Below are 18,218 nucleotides of genomic sequence, written 5' to 3'. Positions count from 1 at the left end.
GTGCGATGGCTTCAGTGTAACGCAATATAAGCTGGAACAGATTGAGCTAACGCTGGCTGGCGCAAGTTTGTCATGATGAATGCCAACAGGTGAGTTGAGGATGAGCGGATGATTGAAATTCATGACGAGCGGGTGGGCGATATTGCGGTGATCCATGCGGTGCCGGCGGGGCAGTATCATCGGCCGCTGCCGACGGTGTTCTTCTGCCATGGTTATACCTCGTCGAAAGAGGTGTACGCCTACTTCGCCTATGCGCTGGCGCGCGCCGGTTTTCGGGCGGTGCTGCCGGATGCCGATCGGCACGGCGAGCGGTTCGACGGCGATGAGACGCGGCGCCTGGCGTCGTTCTGGGAGATCCTGCGCAGCAATATCGACGAACTGCCGCAGATCAAGGCGCATTTTGAGCGGCTTGGCCTGATAGCCGACGGACGCATCGGCGTCGCCGGCGCCTCAATGGGCGGCATGACCGCGCTCGGCGCCTTCGCGCGCTTCCCGTGGATCCGGGCGGCCGCCAGCCTGATGGGCTCAGGTTATTACCGTTCGCTGGCGCAAACGCTGTATCCGCCGTTGGACGAAGAGGGCGAGGCGCTCTCGCCGGCGGCGTTTGCGGCGCGCACCGCCGTGTTGGCGGAGTATGAGCTGGAAGGGCGTTTGGAGACGATTGCCGGGCGGCCGCTGCTGCTGTGGCACGGCGAGACGGACGACGTGGTGCCGGCGGCTGACAGCCAGCGTTTGGCGGCTGAACTGCGGCGGCAAGGCGCGGACGGTCGTTTGACATCGCTCATCGAATCGGGGGTGAAGCACCGCATCACGCCGCTGGCGCTGTCCGCCACGGCCGACTTTTTCCGCCGCGAACTGTGATGCGCCGACGGGCACGATGCATGGAATTGCGCCGCTCTGTGCGGGCTGTTTCGGGCATTGTTTCATGCATGTCGGAGGAGAATGTCAGCGTGAGTTCTTTCAGGGGCAGCAAGGAGCGGAGAGCATGATAAAGGGTATCAGCAATACGGCCGAGACAGCGCGCGGGCTGGCGGGAACGATGAAAGCGCGCGCCGAGCTTAACTCAGCGGCCTTCAGCGAGATGCTGGGGGCAGCCGACGGCAAGGCGCGGCAAAACAAGGCGCATCCGCTGTCGTGCATCACCGCGCAGACGGTGCAAAACATGACGGCGCTGTTCGCCTCCGCGCCGAAAGCGGCGGCCACGCAAACCGCGAAGGCCGGCTCGCTCTCCTTCGAGCAGCGGGCGACGCTGGAGGAAAGCGCCGAACTGCTGCAGGCACGGACAAACTATCTGCGGATGGCGCTGCAATTGCACAATCCGGGCAAGGCGTTCAGTGCGCCGACGTTGCTCAAACTGTGATGGGTGAGGAAGTGGAGCGCCCGACAGGCGGCGCTCCGGTGCGAACTGAACGGGCTTTCTGATGAAGCCCTGGGGATTTCCCTGGCGTGGCGCGTCTTTTTAACGGTACAGCTCGGCGCTAACGTGCATCGTGCTGTTGTCGCCCGGTTCGTGCAGGGCGATGATGCGATAAGAGCTTGCGCCGCGTTGATCGGCGATTTTACTGACCTGGCTGCTGGCGTCATCCGGCGAGACCACGTTCTGGTTCAGGGTGACGAAGCCAACGCTCTGGCGTTGATCGGCCTGGTGCGAGGTGATCTCCGTCGCGGCCATCACGTTGGCGGAGAACAGGGCGGCAAGCGCCGTCGCGAGAATGATGCGTTTCATAGTGCCTCTCTTACTTTTTGCCGTTACGGCCTGACAGCGAGTGTCGCTGCGGCAAAAAGTCATTTATCTGCATTGAATAACCTGGGATCTTTTTCGTCGCGCTGTCTGCGGCGGATATGGTTAATTTTAGTCCGTTGCTGGCGATTAAAAAGCGGGGTGTTTTGAAGGCATCTTTCAAAAAAAATGAAATAGATTTGTGACTCAGCGCTGATTTCATTGAAAGATTTTTGAAACTGATGGATCGGCGTACATAGGTTCACTCACGAGCAAATCGTGCTATTTCCCATAGCGCCTCGCATTAACGCGAATAAAACCCACGCAGTCCTTGAGTTTCCCGCCCTGCGTCAGTATGATTACGCGTCATTTTTCAGCCGCACACTAAACACGTTCCTTGCTTCCATGGGCCGCGGTTGACCCTGACAGGAGGCTGAATAATCCGTAAGGAGCAATTCGATGCGTCATTACGAAATCGTTTTTATGGTCCATCCTGACCAAAGCGAACAGGTTCCGGGCATGATCGAGCGTTACAGTGCTACCATCACTAACGCGCAAGGTCAGATTCACCGTCTGGAAGACTGGGGCCGCCGTCAGCTGGCTTATCCGATCAACAAACTGCACAAAGCTCACTACGTTCTGCTGAACGTTGAAGCGCCGCAGGAAGCGATCGATGAGCTGGAAACTAACTTCCGCTTCAACGACGCCGTTATCCGCAGCATGGTTATGCGCGTTAAGCACGCGGTAACTGAAGCATCTCCGATGGTTAAAGCGAAAGACGAACGTCGTGGCGATCGCCGCGAAGACTTCGCTAACGAAACCGCAGATGATGCAGATGCTGGGGATTCTGAAGAGTAATTGCCGCCGTGACGGCTAATCGTCTGGTTTTGTCGGGCACTGTGTGCAAGGCGCCGGTTCGAAAAGTGAGTCCTTCCGGGATACCGCACTGCCAATTTGTGCTAGAGCACCGTTCGCAGCAGATGGAAGCCGGATTCAGCAGACAAGCATGGTGCCGAATGCCCGTGGTTGTCAGCGGACAACAGTCACAAGCACTAACTCAAAGATTAACGGTCGGCAGTCAGATTACCGTGCAAGGCTTTGTAAGCTGCCATCAAGGGCGCAACGGGCTGAGCAAATTGGTTCTGCATGCCGAGCAGATTGAATTGATAGATTCTGGAGACTAGCCAAATGGCACGTTATTTCCGTCGTCGCAAGTTCTGCCGTTTCACCGCGGAAGGCGTTCAAGAGATTGACTATAAAGACATCGCTACGCTGAAAAACTACATCACCGAAAGTGGTAAAATTGTACCGAGCCGTATCACCGGTACTCGTGCAAAATATCAGCGCCAGCTGGCCCGTGCTATCAAGCGCGCGCGCTACCTGTCTTTGTTGCCGTACACTGATCGTCATCAGTAATCGGCCACTGTCCATTAACGACTTTGAGAGGATAAGGTAATGCAAGTTATTCTGCTTGATAAAGTAGCAAACCTGGGCAGCCTGGGTGATCAAGTTAACGTTAAAGCGGGCTACGCTCGTAACTTCCTGGTACCACAGGGCAAAGCTGTTCCTGCTACCAAGAAAAACGTTGAGTTCTTCGAAGCACGCCGTGCTGAACTGGAAGCCAAACTGGCTGACGTTCTGGCTGCTGCTGAAGCTCGCGCAACCAAGATCAACGAACTGGGTTCAGTCACCATCGCTTCCAAATCTGGCGACGAAGGTAAACTGTTCGGCTCTATCGGCACCCGCGACATCGCTGACGCAGTGACTGCGGCAGGCGTTGAAGTTGCCAAGAGCGAAGTTCGTCTGCCGAACGGCGTTCTGCGTACCACTGGCGAGCACGAAGTGCACTTCCAGGTACACAGCGACGTGTTCGCACAGCTGAATGTAGTTGTGGTTGCAGAAGCGTAATTTACGCTGCTGTTAACCCGGTTAAAACGCCAGCCTCGCGCTGGCGTTTTGCTTTTCTGCGCCCGGCAAAACGCGCTACGCTTGAAGACGGGATGAAAAGGAGAGCGTGCGATGGCAACGATTACGCTACAGCGGGTTTACGATTTCAGCGCGCCGGCGCCGGAACATTGTTATCTGATAGACCGGCTATGGCCGCGCGGCATCAGCAAAGAGCGGTTGACGGGCGTGCAGTGGTTGAAACAGGTGGCGCCGGATGACGAGCTGCGCAAGTGGTTCCATCAGCATACCGACCAGTGGGAAGCCTTTGAGACGCGATACCGCCAACAACTGGCGGCCAACGACGCCTGGCAGCCGCTGGTGGCGCTGTTACGGCAGGGGCACGCGCTGACGCTGCTGTATGGCAGTAAAGATACCGAGCACAACCAGGGCGTGGTGCTGCGCGAGTTTCTGCTGGCGCAGCTGTAGAGATTAGCGTTCCCGGCGGTAGCTGCCGTCGGCCTGGCGGCGGAACAGCGCCTGGCTATTGTCTGCCGTGGTGACCGACAGTGCGCTAATCACGCCGTTGGCGTCGCGTTCAATGCGCACTTCCTGGCCGGCTTTCATGTTGCTCAGCGGCTTGTCGCCGCCTTCCACCTGCGCCATGGCGAACACTTCATTCACCGGCAGATTGTTGTCGCGAAACAGTTGGGCCAGGGTCTGGCCGGGCTGGATCTGATAACGCTGCCAGTTGCCCGCCGGCGTCGGCTCGTTGGCGGGCGTGGCGGCGCTTCCGCCGTTTTGCAGCTCGGCCTGCAGCGGCACGCTGGTTTCCTGCTGAGAGACCGGGAACGGCTGTCTTTCGGGCGAGTAGGGCCACAGCAACGCCAGCAGCAGGATGATGCCGAAGATCAGCACCCAGCGGCGGTGAAAGTAGGGCAGCGGTTCCATCCAATGGAAACCGTCCGGCAGATGCCAGACTTTAATCAGCAGCGCTTTGACCCGCTGCATTTTGTCGTTGGCCGATGGCGGCTCCGATGGCGGTTCCGCGTCTTCCTGCGTGGGTGCGGCGCCGGGTTTCAGGCGCTGGCTGATGTTCAGCCAGGTGCGCATCAGCGGCTGGTAGATGCGGGTGGTTTTCCTTCTCCTGGGCGCGATTCTGCCCATGGTGACCTCTCTTCGACGGCGTAATAATCAGTGCGGCGCGGCAAGCGCGTCGCCTGCCCGATATCCTGCTTTCAGTATAGTCCGCTAACTGATTGAAGTGAAAGGCGGCTGAGCGGCAGGGCCGGGGTTTGCGGCTGCGGGCGTTAACAGAAGGTTATTGTTTCTTTTTCTACGACAAAAGTCATCATTCTCCACACAAGATTTTACCCGGCATTGACGCGCTGTTATGCTGCGCTTTCGACTTTTTACAGACTTAAGGAAAACCCCATGACAACCCCTTCTTTTGACAGCGTTGAAGCGCAAGCAAGTTACGGGATTGGTTTACAGGTAGGCCAGCAGCTGCAAGAGTCCGGGCTGGAAGGTTTGCAACCGGAAGCTTTGCTGGCGGGTTTGCGTGACGCGCTGGAAGGGAATGCCCCGGCGGTTCCGGTAGACGTGGTGCACCGTGCGCTGCGTGAAATCCACGAGCGTGCTGACGCGGTGCGCCGCGAGCGCCAGCAGGCGATGGCGGTTGAAGGCCAGAAATTCCTGGACGACAACGCCAAGCGCGACAACGTGACGCTGACCGAGTCTGGCCTGCAGTTCTCCGTGCTGGAGCAGGGCAACGGCCCAATCCCGTCCCGTCAGGATCGCGTGCGTGTGCACTACACCGGTCGCTTGATCAACGGCGACGTGTTCGACAGCTCGGTTGAGCGCGGCCAGCCGGCGGAATTCCCGGTCAGCGGCGTGATCCCAGGCTGGATCGAAGCGCTGACCCTGATGCCGGTCGGTTCCAAATGGCAGCTGTATATCCCGCACAACCTGGCCTACGGCGAGCGTGGCGCAGGCGCGTCCATTCCGCCGTTCAGCGCGCTGGTGTTCGACGTCGAGCTGCTGGAAATCCTGTAATCCCACCGAGGATTGTTCTGGGCGCCTTCGTGGCGCCCTTATTTTATGCGCCGCGCAGGCGAGCGATGAATGGCCGGGCGCGCCGGCCATAAACCGCGTCACTTACCGCTTAAATCGATGCGATAAACCGCGAAGCCGATGCTGTCGCTGCCTGCGGCGCTCATCGGATATTGGGCGTGCGCTTTGACAAACCTTGCCGCTTTGTCCGAAGGCGAGGTCTCGAAGCGGATATCCAGCGGTTGCTGGCTGCTGAAGTTCGCCAAACGCCAGTTGTTGTCCGCCTGCGGGCGCACCGCGCCATGCCGCTGAGTTTCGGCGCTGATGTAGGCCGCCAGCACCGAGCGGTTTTCATCCGGCGAAGCGAAGGCGATATGTTTGTCGCCGGTGCCGGCAAACTTGCCGCCGTAGGCGCGGTAGTTGTTGGTGGCGACCAGGAAGGTGGCGTTCGGATCGATCGGCTTGCCGTTGAAGGTCAGCTGCTTGATACGCTCCGCCTTGTCGTTGATCAGTTGGCATTCGCCGTCGTAGCGCGCCGGCTGACTGACGTCGATCTGGTAATTGACGCCGTCGATCACGTCGAAGTTATAGGTGCGGAAGCCGTCCCAGTTGATCAAGCCCTGCGGCTTGGCGCTGTTGACGTCGATCTGGTTGAACTGGCCGGCGGAGCACTCCAGCCACTCTTTCACCTCTTTGCCGCTCGCCTTCACCACCACCAACGTATTGGGGTAGAGATAGAGATCGGCGGCGTTGCGGAAGGTGAGCTGGCCTTTTTCCACTTCGACGAAGCTGGCGGGATCGTTCTTGCGGCCGCCGACCTTGAACGGCGCCGCCGCCGACAGCACCGGCAGACCGGCCAGATCCGGATCGCCCTGGATGTAATGTTCGACGTAGGCTTTCTGCGCATTGTTGACGATTTGCACCGTCGGGTCGTCCTGCACCAGCGCCAGGTAGCTGTACATGTTGCCGTCGGATTTACCGATCGGCTGGCTGACGAACTCGCGCGTGCCTTTGTGATCGTCCGCCAATGCCTTCACCAGCGCGGCATCTTCCGCCGCCAGCGATTTCTTGTTCTCTTTGTCGTAGATCGGCCGCGCTTCCGCGTTGGCGGCGGTCACTTTCCAGCTGCCGCCATCGTTGTTGAGCTGCAGGTCGACCACGCCGAGATGATCGCCCCATTGTCCCGGCATCACCGCCGGCACGCCGTTCAGCAGACCTTTGTCGATATCCGCGCCTTTGATGTTGGCAAAGTCCTTGCTCGGGAACACCGCATGAGCGTGGCCGAACATGATGGCGTCGATGCCCGGCACCTGGCTGAGGTAATAGACCGAGTTTTCCGCCATCGCCTTGTAAGGCTCGCTGGACAGCCCGGAATGCGGGATCGCCACCACCAGATCGGCGCCCTCTTTACGCATCTGCGGCACGTAGCGCTTGGCGGTGGCGGTGATGTCGTCCACCGTCACTTTGCCCTGCAGGTTGGCCTTGTCCCACACCAGGATCTGCGGCGGCACGAAGCCGATGTAGCCGATGCGCAGCGTATGCGCCTTGCCGTCGCGGTCTTTCACCGGCGTATCGACGATGATGTACGGCGTGAACAGCGGTTTTTGCGTTTTGGCGTCGATGACGTTGGCGTTGATATACGGGAATTTGGCGCCGGTGATGGCGTTCTTCAGGTAGTCCAGCCCATAGTTGAACTCATGGTTGCCGATGTTGCCGACGACGTAGTCCAGCGTGTTCATCGCCTTATAGACCGGGTGCACGTCGCCCGGTTTCAGCCCCTTGGCCGCCATGTAGTCGCCGAGCGGGCTGCCCTGAATGATGTCGCCGTTGTCCACCAACACCGCGTTGGCGGCCTGCTGGCGCGCCTGTTGGATCAGGCTGGCGGTGCGCACCAGGCCGAACTTGTCGGTCGGCGTGTCCTTGTAGTAATCGAAGTCCATCATATTGCTGTGCAGATCGGTGGTTTCCAGCACGCGCAGATCGACGGTGGCCGCTTGCGCGGAGGCGCACACCAGCAGCGCAAGCGCGGACAGCGTCAGTGGATGCTTCATCATTTGGGGTTCTCTCCATTCCATTATTCGAGTGTTATCGCAGAGGGAAATGTAATTAACATTGCTTGCCACAGCAAACTGTGAAGTGTGGCAGAAAACGGCGGCGGGTAACGCGGGGAAGTTCACAGTTGTGCCCAACAAGAACTGAGGAATTCCCGGGGCTTAGGCGGTTGAGATGGATATTCGGCGTAAAAAAAACTAGTCTGCTAGCAGAGACAGGGGGAAATTTCCCACGGAGATGCGGAGTTGAGGTGCATGATGTTAGAGCGAATTTGCCAACTGTCCCGCGAGGCGGGGGCGGCGATCATGGCGGTGTACGACGGTGAACAACCGCTTGATGTCGCACAGAAAAAAGATGATTCACCGGTGACGGCGGCCGATCTGGCGGCGCATCACATCATCAAGCGCGGCCTGGCGGCGCTGACGCCCGAGGTGCCGCTGCTGTCGGAAGAGGATCCGCCGGCGTGGGAAGAGCGCCGCAGCTGGACGCGTTACTGGCTGGTCGATCCGCTGGATGGCACCAAAGAGTTTTTGCACCGCAACGGCGAGTTCACGGTCAATATCGCCCTGATTGAAGACGGGCAGGCGGTGATGGGGGTGGTGTACGCCCCGGCGATCGACGTGTTGTATCTGGCGGAGCGCGGCAAGGCCTGGAAAGAAGAGAAGGGCGTGCGGCAGGCGATCGGCGTCAGCAACGCGCATCCGCCGCTGGTGGTGGTGAGCCGCTCGCATATCGACGACGAACTGAAAGATTATTTGCAGCAGCTGGGCGAGCACCAGACCGTGTCAGTCGGTTCCTCGCTGAAGTTCTGTCTGGTGGCGGAAGGCAAGGCGCAGCTCTATCCGCGCTTCGGGCCGACCAACATTTGGGATACCGCCGCAGGGCATGCGGTGGCGGTGGCCGCCGGGGCGCAAATTCACGATTGGCAGGGTAAGCCATTGCTCTATACCCCGCGTGAATCTTTCCTCAACCCCGGCTTCCGGGTGTCGCTGTTCTGAGTTAGTTCGCCAACAACTGGTGCAGTTTGGACATCACCTGCTGCACCTCTTCCGGCGTCAGCGCGCCGTCTTTGGCGAACTGGATGCGCCCTTGCTTATCCAGCACCACGATGGCGGAGCCTTTCGGCTGCAGATCCCAGGCTTTGCGCACGTTGCCGTCGCTGTCGACGATAAACTGCGACCATGGAAACTCCTTCTTGCTGTCTTCAATGCTGCTGCGCACGAACATCGCCGTGCCCATCAGGGCATCGTCGGTGTTGACGATTGTCGTCGTTTGGTAACGATCGTGTGGTAGCTTCGCTTTCTTGATCGCTTCAATCAGTGGGTCGTTCATGTCTTTGGCGGAGCTGCGGCCGGCAATATGTTGTATCACTCGCACTTTTCCACTGAGCTGCGCGCTGTTCCAGTTTTGGTAGCTAAAATTACCGTCAGCGTAATTGAGCTCTCCTTTGTCGCTGACGCCGACCGGCGCCACGCGCTGCTGGAGCTGGAAGTTGTGCGCGGAAGCGAAAAGCGGGGCGAGCAGCAGGGATACCATCAGCATGCGACTTGTTTTCATGCTTTCTCCTTGTAATGGGGGGAATTTGTGCGACAGCACTTCGACAGCCTAAAGCATAGGATGTGATAAGAGGTCTGTCCTGTTAACCGGATCGCAGATTTTCCCTTGGTTCGCTAATCATCAGATTTTGAAGGGATATCCTGAAAACGTTATAAATTATCATATACAATTCTGTCAAAAAGTGTAAATCCAGCGTAGAAATCCGGGCAGAAGTGAACGTTCTGGTCTTTACTGGGTCTACTACATGCAATCAAGTTGCGTTCTGAATTTCGAGGCTGCCACCTTTGGCGGCTCGCTGAGCGCATGGATCAACGGGAGGAGCGTAAAAGAATGAGAATCTTCCAGCGTTATAACCCTTTGAAAGTGGCAAAGTACGTTAAGACCCTGTTTCGCGGAAGGCTGTATATCAAGGACGTGGGCGCATTTGAATTCGACGAGGGGAAAATCCTGCCGCCGAAGATTCGCGACAAGCGCCATTTCAGCGTGATGTCTGAAGTGAACCGTCAGGTGCTGCTGTTGCAGACCGAGATGGGGTGAACACCTCGCTGACAGCGGTAAAAAAATGCGGCCCCGATGGGGCCGCTGATGTTTTTGTCTTACCGCCGTCAGGCCGCAGGCGCGTCGTCCGGCGCTTTCGGCAGCACCGCCGCCGGTTTGTCGCTCAGTCGGGTGACCAGCAGCTGGTCTATCTTGTAGCTGTCGATATCCACCACTTCGAACTTGTAGCCGGCGTATTTGACGAAGTCGGTGCGTTTCGGGATCTTGCGCAGCATATACATCATAAAGCCGCCGATGGTCTCGTAGTTGCCCGCCTGAGGGAACTCATCGATGTCCAGCACGCGCATCACGTCGTCGATCGGCGTGCCGCCTTCAATCAGCCATGAGCTTTCGTCGCGCGCCACGATCTGCTCTTCCTGGCCCTGGCCGACCAGATCGCCCATCAGCGTGGTCATCACGTCGTTAAGCGTGATGATGCCCACCACCAACGCATATTCATTGAGGATCACCGCGAAGTCTTCGCCGGCGGTTTTGAAGCTTTCCAGCGCTTCGGACAGCGTCAGCGTATCCGGCACGATCAGCGCCGAGCGGATCTGCACGCCGCTGCTCAGCACCAGGCTCTGGTTGCCCAGCACGCGGTTCAGCAGGTCTTTGGAATCGACGTAACCCACCACCTGATCGATATGGCCGTCGCACACCAGGAACTTGGAATGCGGATGGGTCGAGACCTTCTCCTTGATGCTCTCTTCGCTTTCGCGCAGATCGAAGTACACCACGCTTTCGCGCGAGGTCATCGAAGACGGCACGGTGCGCGATTCCAGTTCGAACACGTTTTCAATCAGCTCGTGCTCCTGCTTGCGCAGCACGCCCGCCAGGGCGCCGGCTTCCACCACCGCGTAGATGTCATCGGAGGTGATGTCGTCCTTACGCACCATCGGCAGCTTGAACATGCGGAAGATCAGGTTGGCCATGCCGTTGAAGAACCACACCAGCGGGCGGAAGATCATGATGGAGAAACGCATCGGGTTGATGATCCGGACGGCGACCGTCTCTGGTGCAATCATACCGATGCGCTTCGGGGTCAAATCGGCGAACAGGATAAACAGGCTGGTCACCAGCACGAAAGAGCAGATGAAGCTGACCTGTTCCGCCAATTCGGGCGACAGGAAACGATCGAACAACACCTTGAAGGTGGGAGAGAAAGCCGCGTCGCCCACGATACCGCCGAGGATGGCCACGGCGTTCAGGCCGATCTGCACCACGGTGAAGAAGATGCCAGGGGTTTCTTGCAGCTTGAGCACTCTGGCGGCGTTGACGTTACCTTCGTCAGCCATCAGCTTCAGTTTGATCTTGCGCGAGGCGGCCAGAGAGATTTCCGACAGTGAGAAGAACGCACTCACCGCGATCAGAAAAAGAATCAGTAAAATACTGTTTAACATAATCTATCCATACGTGCCGACGGGATGACGGCGCTCTTGAGGAAGGGTAGTACATAGTAAAAAAAGCAGCGATAACAACCAGAAGGGAAGCTATCGGGCCGCAGAAGCGGCCCGCATAGTATAGCAGTTGCCCCACAGGGGCCGCCAGCGGTTAAAAAAGTGCCGCCGGCCGGCATCAAATCAGCCCTGCGGCGGCAGGCAAACGCCGATGCCGCCCAGCCCGCAGTAGCCTTCCGGGTTCTTGTACAGGTACTGTTGGTGATCGTCTTCCGCGTAATAGAACGGCAGCGCCGGCGCGATCTCGGTGGTGATGACGCGCTTGTCGCCCGCCGCGTCCATCGCCTGCTGGAAGCGTTGCAGGCTGCTTTCCGCCTCGGCCTGCTGCTCTGGGCTCAGCGTATAAATCGCCGAGCGGTACTGCGTGCCGACGTCGCCGCCCTGGCGCATGCCCTGCGCCGGATCGTGATTTTCCCAGAACAGCTGCAGCAGCTGTTTGTAGCTGACGATCTGCGGATCGAACACCACGCGCACCACTTCGGCGTGGCCGGTCTGGCCGCTGCACACTTCGCGGTAGGTCGGGTTCGGCGTATAGCCGCCGCTGTAGCCGGCGGCGGTGCTGTAGACGCCCGGCTGTTGCCAGAACAGACGCTCAACGCCCCAGAAACAGCCCATGGCGAAGATCGCCACGTCCATGCCTGCCGGCACCTGGGTCATCGAGTGCTCGGTGACCACGTTGAGCGTTGCGACAGGCATTGGCGTGGTGCGGCCAGGCAGCGCGCTTGCCTTATCGACGGTTTGTGATTTATCAAAAAATGGCACCACGGTTGACTCCTGTTGTCACAGTAAGAATTGACCCTACATGGCGGTGGTTCGGTTGTATCTCACCGCGTCTTTGCCCACAATAAGCGGCAAGTTGGATTTTGTATAAGCTTAACGCAGTATTTTGAGCGCCAAAAGTGAAGAATTCGCCTGTTGCGCGGCGGTGGCAAAGCGCGGCGGGCGGCGTCCGGAATAAGGTTGAAGAGGGCTGCCGTCATGATAGCGCGGAGTCTGCCCTGGCCCCGGAGCGAACACCATAACAGGACAGTAAAATCAATAAGGAGAACACGTGCCAAAGTACCCGGTCATGTGCTTGATATCTGTGTTGCTTGCGGCACCTGCAGCCTATGCGGCCAACGTGCGGCTGCAGGTGGAGGGGTTAAGCGGAGAGTTGGAAAAAAACGTCCGGGTGCGGCTGTCGTCGATCACGCCTGAAGAGGTTGGCACCGACGGCCGCTTCCGCGCGCGGGTGGATGAGGCGGTGCGCCAGGGGCTGCGCGCGCTCGGCTATTACCAGCCGACCATCGAGTTTACGCTGGACGATCGGCCGGGGATGTCGCGCCCGGTGTTGCACGCCAAGGTCAATCCGGGCGAGCCGGTGCGCATCGCCGGCGCCAACATCGTGCTGGAGGGCGGCGCAAAGACCGATGAGGACTACCTGACGCTGGTAAAGAAGGGGCGGCCGACCATCGGCGAGATCCTCAACCACGGCAAGTATGACAGTTTCAAAGGCTCGCTGACCGGCCTGGCGCTGCGCAAAGGCTACTTCGACGCCGATATGACCAAAAGCCAGCTCGGCGTGGCCGAAGATCTGCACAAGGCGTTTTGGGATATCGATTTCAACAGCGGCGAACGTTACCGCTTCGGCAAGGTGAAATTCACCGGTTCGCAAATTCGCGAAGACTATCTGCAAAATCTGGTGCCCTTTCATCAGGGGGATTACTACAGTTCGGAGGATTTGGCCGAGCTGAATCGCCGTTTGTCCGCCACCAACTGGTTTAACTCGGTGGTGGTGTCCCCTGATTTCAACGATGCCAAAGAGAACAAGATTTTGCCGTTGGACGCGCTGGTGACGCCGCGCACGCGCAACACCGTCGAAACCGGTATCGGTTATTCCACCGACGTCGGCCCGCGGGTGAAAGGCACCTGGAAAAAGCCCTGGCTCAACGATCGCGGGCATAGCCTGGAAACCAGCGCCAGCGTGTCGGCGCCGGAGCAGCAGCTGGATCTGACCTATAAGATCCCGTTGCTGAAGAATCCGCTGGAGCAGTATTACCTGCTGCAGGGCGGGCTCAAGAACGTCGATCTTAACGACACCAAATCCGTGACCTCCAAAGTGGTGGCCTCGCGCAACTGGGATCTCTCCAGCGGCTGGCAGCGGGCGATCAACCTGACCTGGCGCTGGGATAACTTTACCCAGGGCAACGTCAGCAATACCACCATGCTGCTGTACCCCGGCGTCAGCTTCAACCGCACCCGTTCGCGCGGCGGGCTGATGCCGACCTGGGGCGACAGCCAGCGCTATTCCATCGACGTATCCGACACCTCCTGGGGCTCCGGCGTGGACTTCGCGCTGATGCAGGCGCAGAACGTCTGGATCCGCACCCTGGCCGACAAGCACCGTTTCGTGGCGCGCGGGCAGGTGGGCTGGATCGAAACCAACGACTTCGACAAGGTGCCGCCGGATCTGCGTTTCTTCGCCGGCGGTGACCGCAGCATTCGCGGCTACAAGTACAAAGACATTTCGCCGCGCGGCGACGACGGCAAGCTGACCGGCGCCTCCAAGATGCTGACCGGCTCGCTGGAGTACCAATACAACGTGACCGGCAAATGGTGGGGGGCGATGTTCGTCGATTCCGGTGAAGCGGTGAACGATATCAAGCAGAGCAACTTCAAGACCGGCGCCGGCGTAGGCGTGCGCTGGCAGTCGCCGGTGGGGCCGGTGAAGCTGGATATCGCCGCGCCCGTGGGGGACAAGGACACCCACGGGATGCAGTTCTACATCGGTTTGGGGCCTGAACTATGAGCCTGGTTAAAAAGATTTGTCTCGGATTTCTGGTCGTCCTGCTGTTGCTGATCGGCGGGCTGGCCTTTCTGGTGGGCACTACCACCGGTTTGCATATGGTCATCAACGGCGCGGCGCGCTGGGTGCCGGGGCTGGAGATCGCCGGCGTCAGCGGCGGCTGGCGCGATCTGACGCTGAAGGGGGTGAAGTATCAGATGCCGGGCGTGACGGTCAACGCCGGGCAATTCCATCTGTCCCTCGATCTCTCCTGCTTTAAACGCAGCTCGCTGTGCGTCAACGCCTTGACCGCTCAGGACGTGGACGTGGCGGTGAACACCAAAGAAATGGCGCCCTCCGCGCCGGTGGAGGAGAGCAGTGAGCCGACCACCAATCTCAGCACCCCTTATCCGATCACCCTGCGCCTGTTGGCGCTGAATAACGTCAAGGTCACCGTCGACGATACCGCCATCTCTCTGGCCGAGTTCCGCACCGGCGCGCAGTGGCAAGAGCGCGCGCTGACGCTGATGCCGACCAAGATCGGCTCGTTGCTGATCGCCTTGCCGAAAACGCCGCAAAATCCGTTGCCGGAAGCGGTGCAACCGGCGGTCGAGGTGGCGAAAAAGGTCGGCGAGCAGGTCACCGACGCGGCGAAACCGGCGCCGCAGCCGGAAGAGAAGCCGCTCGGCGAAACGCTGAAGGAACTGTTCGCCAAACCGCTGTTGCCGGATCTGCCGGACATCCGCCTGCCGCTGGATATCACCGTGAAAGAGATCAGCGGCGAACAGCTGCGCTTGACCGGCGATACCGACGTGCTGATCACGAGCCTGTTGCTGCAGGCCAGCACGCAGGATCAGCATATCCAGCTGGACAATTTCGACGTGAAGTCGCCGCAGGGCACGCTGTCGGTGCAGGGGCAGGCGACCCTGACCGGCGACTGGCCGGTGGCGCTGACCGCCAACAGCGCGTTGAACATTGATCCGCTGAAGGGCGAGAAGGTGAAGCTGAACATCGGCGGCGGGTTGCGTGACGAGCTGAAGGTGGTGCTGAACCTGTCCGGCCCGGTCGGCGCCCAGCTCGATGTGCAAACTCGGCTGGCCGAAGCCGGCCTGCCGCTGGCGCTGACGCTGCAGAGCAAACAGCTGAAATGGCCGCTGAGCGGCGAGGCGCAGTACCAGGTCAACGATTTCCGCCTGCGCTTTAACGGCAAGGCGACCGATTACGCGCTGTCGACGCGCGCCAATCTGAAAGGCCAGGATCTGCCTCCGGCGGTGCTGACGCTGGACGGCAAAGGCAACGTCGAGCAGTTCAAGCTGGAGCGCCTGCGGCTGGCGGCGCTGCAGGGCAATACCGACCTCACCGCGCTAGTGGACTGGAGCAAGGCCATCAGTTGGACCTCGCAATTGACGCTGAGCGGCATCAATACCGCCAAGCAGTGGCCGGAATGGCCGGCGAAGCTGGATGGCAAGATCACCACGCGCGGCAGCCTGCACGGCGGCAGCTGGCAGCTGCAGGTGCCGGTGCTGCAGCTGGACGGCAACGTGAAGCAGAATAAGGTCACGGCGCGCGGCACGCTGAGCGGTAACGCCGCCGGGCAGTGGAAAATCCCCGGCATCGATCTGACGCTGGGGCGCAACCAGTTGAACGTCAAAGGGCAGCTGGACGAGAAGAGCTGGAACCTGGACGCCAACATCGACGCGCCGCGTCTGGACGGCGCGCTGCCGGGCCTCGGCGGCACCGCCAAAGGGCTGTTGAAACTGCGCGGCAATCTGCAGGCGCCGCAGCTGCTGGCGGATTTGACCGCTTCCGGCCTGCAGTGGCAGGCGCTGCGCATCAACCGCGTGAAGATCGACGGCGACGTGCGCTCCACGGATCAGATTCAGGGGCAGTTGGCGGTACGTGTCGAGCAGCTGAAGCAGGACGCGCTGGAGGTCAGCCTGCTGACCCTCGACGCCAAGGGCAGCGAGAAGCAGCACCAACTGCAGTTGAAGATCGACGGCAAACCGGTCTCCGGCCAGCTGGCGCTGCAGGGCAGCTTCGATCGTCAGCAGCAGCGCTGGCGCGGCAATTTGAACAATACCCGCTTCGATACGCCGGTAGGGGAGTGGCGCCTGACGCGCGCCATCGCGCTGGACTACCTGAACGCCGAGCAGAAAATCAGCGTCGGGCCGCACTGTTGGCAGAACCCGAACGCCGAGCTGTGCGTGCCAAAGACCATTGAAGCCGGCCAGAGCGGCCAGGCCAGCGTGGTGCTCAACCGGTTCGATCTGGCGATGATCAAGCCGTTCCTTGGCCCGGAAACCGCCCTGAGCGGCGTGTTCACCGGCCGGGCCGACGTTAGCTGGAAGCCGGGCGGCGCGCTGCCGGAGGCGAAAGTCACGCTCGCCGGCAACGGCGTCAAGGTGGTGCAGCAGGTGCAGGGCAACGCGTTGCCGATCGCCTTCGATGCGCTGACCCTCAACGCCGGCCTGAACAACGGCCGCGCGCAGGCCGACTGGCGGATCAAACTGACCAACAACGGCCAGTTCGACGGCAATATCCAGGTGGCGGATCCGCAGGTGCGGCGCACCATCAGCGGCAACGTCAATATCACCAACATCTCGCTGGCGCTGATCAACCCGGCGCTGATGAAGGGCGAAAGCGCGGCGGGCATGCTGAACGCCAACCTGCGTCTGGGCGGCAGCGCGCAGAAGCCGCTGGTGTTCGGGCGTCTGGCGTTGGATCGGGCGAAGGTGCAGGGGCACTGGATGCCGTTCGATATGACCGACGCGCGGCTGGCGGTGAATTTCAACGGCATGACCTCGACGCTGGAAGGGCTGCTCAGCACCACGCGCGGCCAGCTGAATCTGGCGGGCGATGCCGACTGGCGTGACATCAACGCCTGGCGCGCGCGCATTGCCGCCAAGGGTGACAAGCTGCGGGTGACGGTGCCGCCGATGATCCGCATCGACGTATCGCCGGATCTGGTGTTCGAAGCCACGCCGCAGCTGTTCTCGCTCAACGGCAAGGTCGACATTCCCTGGGCGCGCATCACGGTGCAGGAGCTGCCGGAAAGCGCGGTGGGCGTCTCTTCCGACGAAGTCATGCTGGACGATCAGCTGAAGCCGATTCAACCGAAGACCGCCTCGATCCCGATCAACAGCAACCTGATGATCCACGTCGGCAACGACGTGCGGCTGGACGCCTTTGGCCTGAAAGCCCGTTTGAAGGGAGATTTGAAAGTGGTGCAGGACAAGAAAGGGCTGGGCCTCAACGGCCAGATTGACATCCCTTCCGGTCGCTTCCATGCTTATGGTCAGGATTTGATCGTGCGTAAAGGGCAGCTGATGTTCTCCGGCCCGCCGGATCAGCCGCTGCTCAATATCGAAGCGATCCGCAACCCGGAATCCACCGAGGACGACGTGACCGCCGGCGTGCGCGTGACCGGCCTGGCGGATGCGCCGAAGCTGGAAGTGTTCTCCGATCCGGCCAAATCGCAACAGGAAGCCCTGTCTTATCTGCTGCGCGGCCAGGGCTTGAACAGCTCCGGCGCCGACGGCAACGCCATGACGTCGATGTTAATCGGCATGGGGGTTGCACAAAGTGGTCAACTTGTGGGTAAAATCGGCGAGGCATTCGGCGTGAGTAATTTGGCTCTGGACACCCAAGGGGTTGGCGACAATTCCCAGGTTGTCGTGAGCGGCTATGTCCTCCCAGGCTTACAAGTAAAATATGGGGTGGGCATTTTCGACTCGCTGGCCACGCTGACGTTGCGTTATCGCCTGATGCCTAAGTTGTATCTTGAAGCGGTGTCTGGTCTCGACCAGGCATTAGATTTGCTCTATCAGTTTGAGTTTTAGCGATGCGAATAATTGTCTACGGCAGTTTACGGCGCAAACAGGGAAACAGCCATTGGATGACCAACGCCCAATGGCTCGGCGAGCACGAGCTCGAAGGCTATCAGATTTATAATCTGGGCCATTACCCGGCGGCGATCCCTGGAGAGGGCACGATACATTGCGAAGTGTATCGTATTAACTCATCGATTCTGGCAGAGCTGGACGAACTGAAAAGCAACACCAAGGACTATAAGCGCGAGCTGATTCAGACGCCTTATGGGAGTGCGTGGATCTACCTGTATAAACACAGCGTGGACGGTTACCCGCGAATTACCAGCGGTGACTGGCTGAAACGCCTCGAAGATCAGTAATAAAAA

At 59.7% G+C, this 18,218-nt stretch carries 20 protein-coding genes; 13 read left to right on the top strand and 7 right to left on the bottom strand.

The window, feature by feature from the left end:
* Window positions 1-108 precede the first annotated feature (108 nt).
* The gene (gene yjfP / locus ACP39K_RS15665) at window positions 109-861 is read left to right on the top strand and encodes an esterase (RefSeq protein ID WP_033638915.1); all 753 of its coding nucleotides are present in this window, start codon (window positions 109-111) and stop codon (window positions 859-861) included.
* 124 nt (window positions 862-985) lie between these two features.
* The gene (locus ACP39K_RS15660; protein ID WP_497008649.1) at window positions 986-1,360 is read left to right on the top strand and encodes a hypothetical protein; all 375 of its coding nucleotides are present in this window, start codon (window positions 986-988) and stop codon (window positions 1,358-1,360) included.
* Between the two features lie 99 nt (window positions 1,361-1,459).
* Here ACP39K_RS15660 and ACP39K_RS15655 read toward each other — a convergent pair whose 3' ends face one another.
* Window positions 1,460-1,726 carry a YdgH/BhsA/McbA family protein gene (locus tag ACP39K_RS15655; protein WP_004933636.1) on the bottom strand — a complete coding sequence of 89 codons (267 nt, stop codon included), beginning with the start codon at window positions 1,724-1,726 and terminating at the stop codon, window positions 1,460-1,462.
* A 10-nt stretch (window positions 1,727-1,736) separates the two neighbouring features.
* On the bottom strand, window positions 1,737-1,943 hold the full coding sequence (locus ACP39K_RS15650) for a hypothetical protein (protein ID WP_147881899.1): 207 nt from the start codon (window positions 1,941-1,943) through the stop codon (window positions 1,737-1,739).
* A gap of 236 nt (window positions 1,944-2,179) precedes the next feature.
* Between ACP39K_RS15650 and rpsF the strand changes: the two genes are divergently transcribed.
* From rpsF to ACP39K_RS15625, 5 genes are all read left to right on the top strand, one after another.
* Window positions 2,180-2,578 carry a 30S ribosomal protein S6 gene (rpsF, locus tag ACP39K_RS15645; protein WP_004933634.1) on the top strand — a complete coding sequence of 133 codons (399 nt, stop codon included), beginning with the start codon at window positions 2,180-2,182 and terminating at the stop codon, window positions 2,576-2,578.
* An 8-nt stretch (window positions 2,579-2,586) separates the two neighbouring features.
* On the top strand, window positions 2,587-2,904 hold the full coding sequence (gene priB, locus ACP39K_RS15640) for a primosomal replication protein N (RefSeq protein ID WP_049233092.1): 318 nt from the start codon (window positions 2,587-2,589) through the stop codon (window positions 2,902-2,904).
* Window positions 2,905-2,908: 4 nt separating this feature from the next.
* Window positions 2,909-3,136, top strand: a complete 228-nt coding sequence (gene rpsR, locus ACP39K_RS15635; protein WP_000135199.1) for a 30S ribosomal protein S18 — start codon at window positions 2,909-2,911, stop codon at window positions 3,134-3,136.
* Between the two features lie 39 nt (window positions 3,137-3,175).
* Window positions 3,176-3,628 carry a 50S ribosomal protein L9 gene (gene rplI / locus ACP39K_RS15630; protein ID WP_004933629.1) on the top strand — a complete coding sequence of 151 codons (453 nt, stop codon included), beginning with the start codon at window positions 3,176-3,178 and terminating at the stop codon, window positions 3,626-3,628.
* Window positions 3,629-3,739: 111 nt separating this feature from the next.
* Window positions 3,740-4,093: a DUF488 domain-containing protein gene (locus tag ACP39K_RS15625; protein WP_033638912.1), complete on the top strand. Its 354-nt coding sequence runs from the start codon at window positions 3,740-3,742 to the stop codon at window positions 4,091-4,093.
* A 3-nt stretch (window positions 4,094-4,096) separates the two neighbouring features.
* On the opposite strand, the gene ACP39K_RS15620 is transcribed toward ACP39K_RS15625, so the two are convergent.
* Complete coding sequence (locus ACP39K_RS15620; RefSeq protein WP_497008648.1) at window positions 4,097-4,771, bottom strand: OapA family protein; 675 nt, start codon at window positions 4,769-4,771, stop codon at window positions 4,097-4,099.
* Between the two features lie 267 nt (window positions 4,772-5,038).
* Here ACP39K_RS15620 and bamJ point away from each other — a divergent pair, with 267 nt between their 5' ends.
* Entirely contained in the window at window positions 5,039-5,659 is a 621-nt protein-coding gene (bamJ, locus tag ACP39K_RS15615; RefSeq protein ID WP_497008647.1) for a BamJ family beta-barrel-assembly machinery protein, read from the top strand.
* Between the two features lie 98 nt (window positions 5,660-5,757).
* Here bamJ and ACP39K_RS15610 read toward each other — a convergent pair whose 3' ends face one another.
* Window positions 5,758-7,710: a bifunctional 2',3'-cyclic-nucleotide 2'-phosphodiesterase/3'-nucleotidase gene (locus ACP39K_RS15610; protein ID WP_497008646.1), complete on the bottom strand. Its 1,953-nt coding sequence runs from the start codon at window positions 7,708-7,710 to the stop codon at window positions 5,758-5,760.
* Between the two features lie 255 nt (window positions 7,711-7,965).
* Here ACP39K_RS15610 and cysQ point away from each other — a divergent pair, with 255 nt between their 5' ends.
* On the top strand, window positions 7,966-8,706 hold the full coding sequence (cysQ, locus tag ACP39K_RS15605; RefSeq protein ID WP_004933611.1) for a 3'(2'),5'-bisphosphate nucleotidase CysQ: 741 nt from the start codon (window positions 7,966-7,968) through the stop codon (window positions 8,704-8,706).
* Window position 8,707: 1 nt separating this feature from the next.
* Here cysQ and ACP39K_RS15600 read toward each other — a convergent pair whose 3' ends face one another.
* Window positions 8,708-9,265 carry a YtfJ family protein gene (locus tag ACP39K_RS15600; protein ID WP_025159587.1) on the bottom strand — a complete coding sequence of 186 codons (558 nt, stop codon included), beginning with the start codon at window positions 9,263-9,265 and terminating at the stop codon, window positions 8,708-8,710.
* A gap of 330 nt (window positions 9,266-9,595) precedes the next feature.
* Between ACP39K_RS15600 and ACP39K_RS15595 the strand changes: the two genes are divergently transcribed.
* A complete protein-coding gene (locus ACP39K_RS15595) occupies window positions 9,596-9,802 on the top strand; it encodes a DUF1107 domain-containing protein (RefSeq protein ID WP_004933604.1) in 207 nt (68 codons plus the stop codon).
* A gap of 68 nt (window positions 9,803-9,870) precedes the next feature.
* Here ACP39K_RS15595 and paeA read toward each other — a convergent pair whose 3' ends face one another.
* Both paeA and msrA read right to left on the bottom strand, forming a co-directional pair.
* Window positions 9,871-11,202, bottom strand: coding sequence for a polyamine export protein PaeA (paeA, locus tag ACP39K_RS15590; RefSeq protein ID WP_016929344.1), 1,332 nt, complete (start codon window positions 11,200-11,202; stop codon window positions 9,871-9,873).
* 180 nt (window positions 11,203-11,382) lie between these two features.
* Window positions 11,383-12,021, bottom strand: a complete 639-nt coding sequence (gene msrA, locus ACP39K_RS15585) for a peptide-methionine (S)-S-oxide reductase MsrA (RefSeq protein ID WP_086013601.1) — start codon at window positions 12,019-12,021, stop codon at window positions 11,383-11,385.
* A 307-nt stretch (window positions 12,022-12,328) separates the two neighbouring features.
* Here msrA and tamA point away from each other — a divergent pair, with 307 nt between their 5' ends.
* Genes tamA through ACP39K_RS15570 form a run of 3 tightly spaced genes read left to right on the top strand, consistent with a single transcriptional unit; the run spans window position 12,329 to window position 18,212 of the window.
* Window positions 12,329-14,047 (top strand): autotransporter assembly complex protein TamA, encoded by a 1,719-nt coding sequence (tamA, locus tag ACP39K_RS15580; RefSeq protein ID WP_249339672.1) that lies wholly within the window; start codon window positions 12,329-12,331, stop codon window positions 14,045-14,047.
* On the top strand, window positions 14,044-17,862 hold the full coding sequence (gene tamB, locus ACP39K_RS15575) for an autotransporter assembly complex protein TamB (RefSeq protein ID WP_497008645.1): 3,819 nt from the start codon (window positions 14,044-14,046) through the stop codon (window positions 17,860-17,862). The genes tamA and tamB overlap by 4 nt, the downstream gene beginning before the upstream one ends.
* 2 nt (window positions 17,863-17,864) lie before the next feature.
* Window positions 17,865-18,212, top strand: coding sequence for a gamma-glutamylcyclotransferase family protein (locus ACP39K_RS15570; RefSeq protein WP_004933596.1), 348 nt, complete (start codon window positions 17,865-17,867; stop codon window positions 18,210-18,212).
* The last annotated feature ends 6 nt before the right edge of the window (window positions 18,213-18,218 follow it).

This window comes from Serratia sp. EC4, assembly GCF_059652115.1.
The sequence above is the reverse complement of the archived record's forward strand: the minus strand, read 5'-3'. Positions and strand labels throughout refer to the sequence as shown.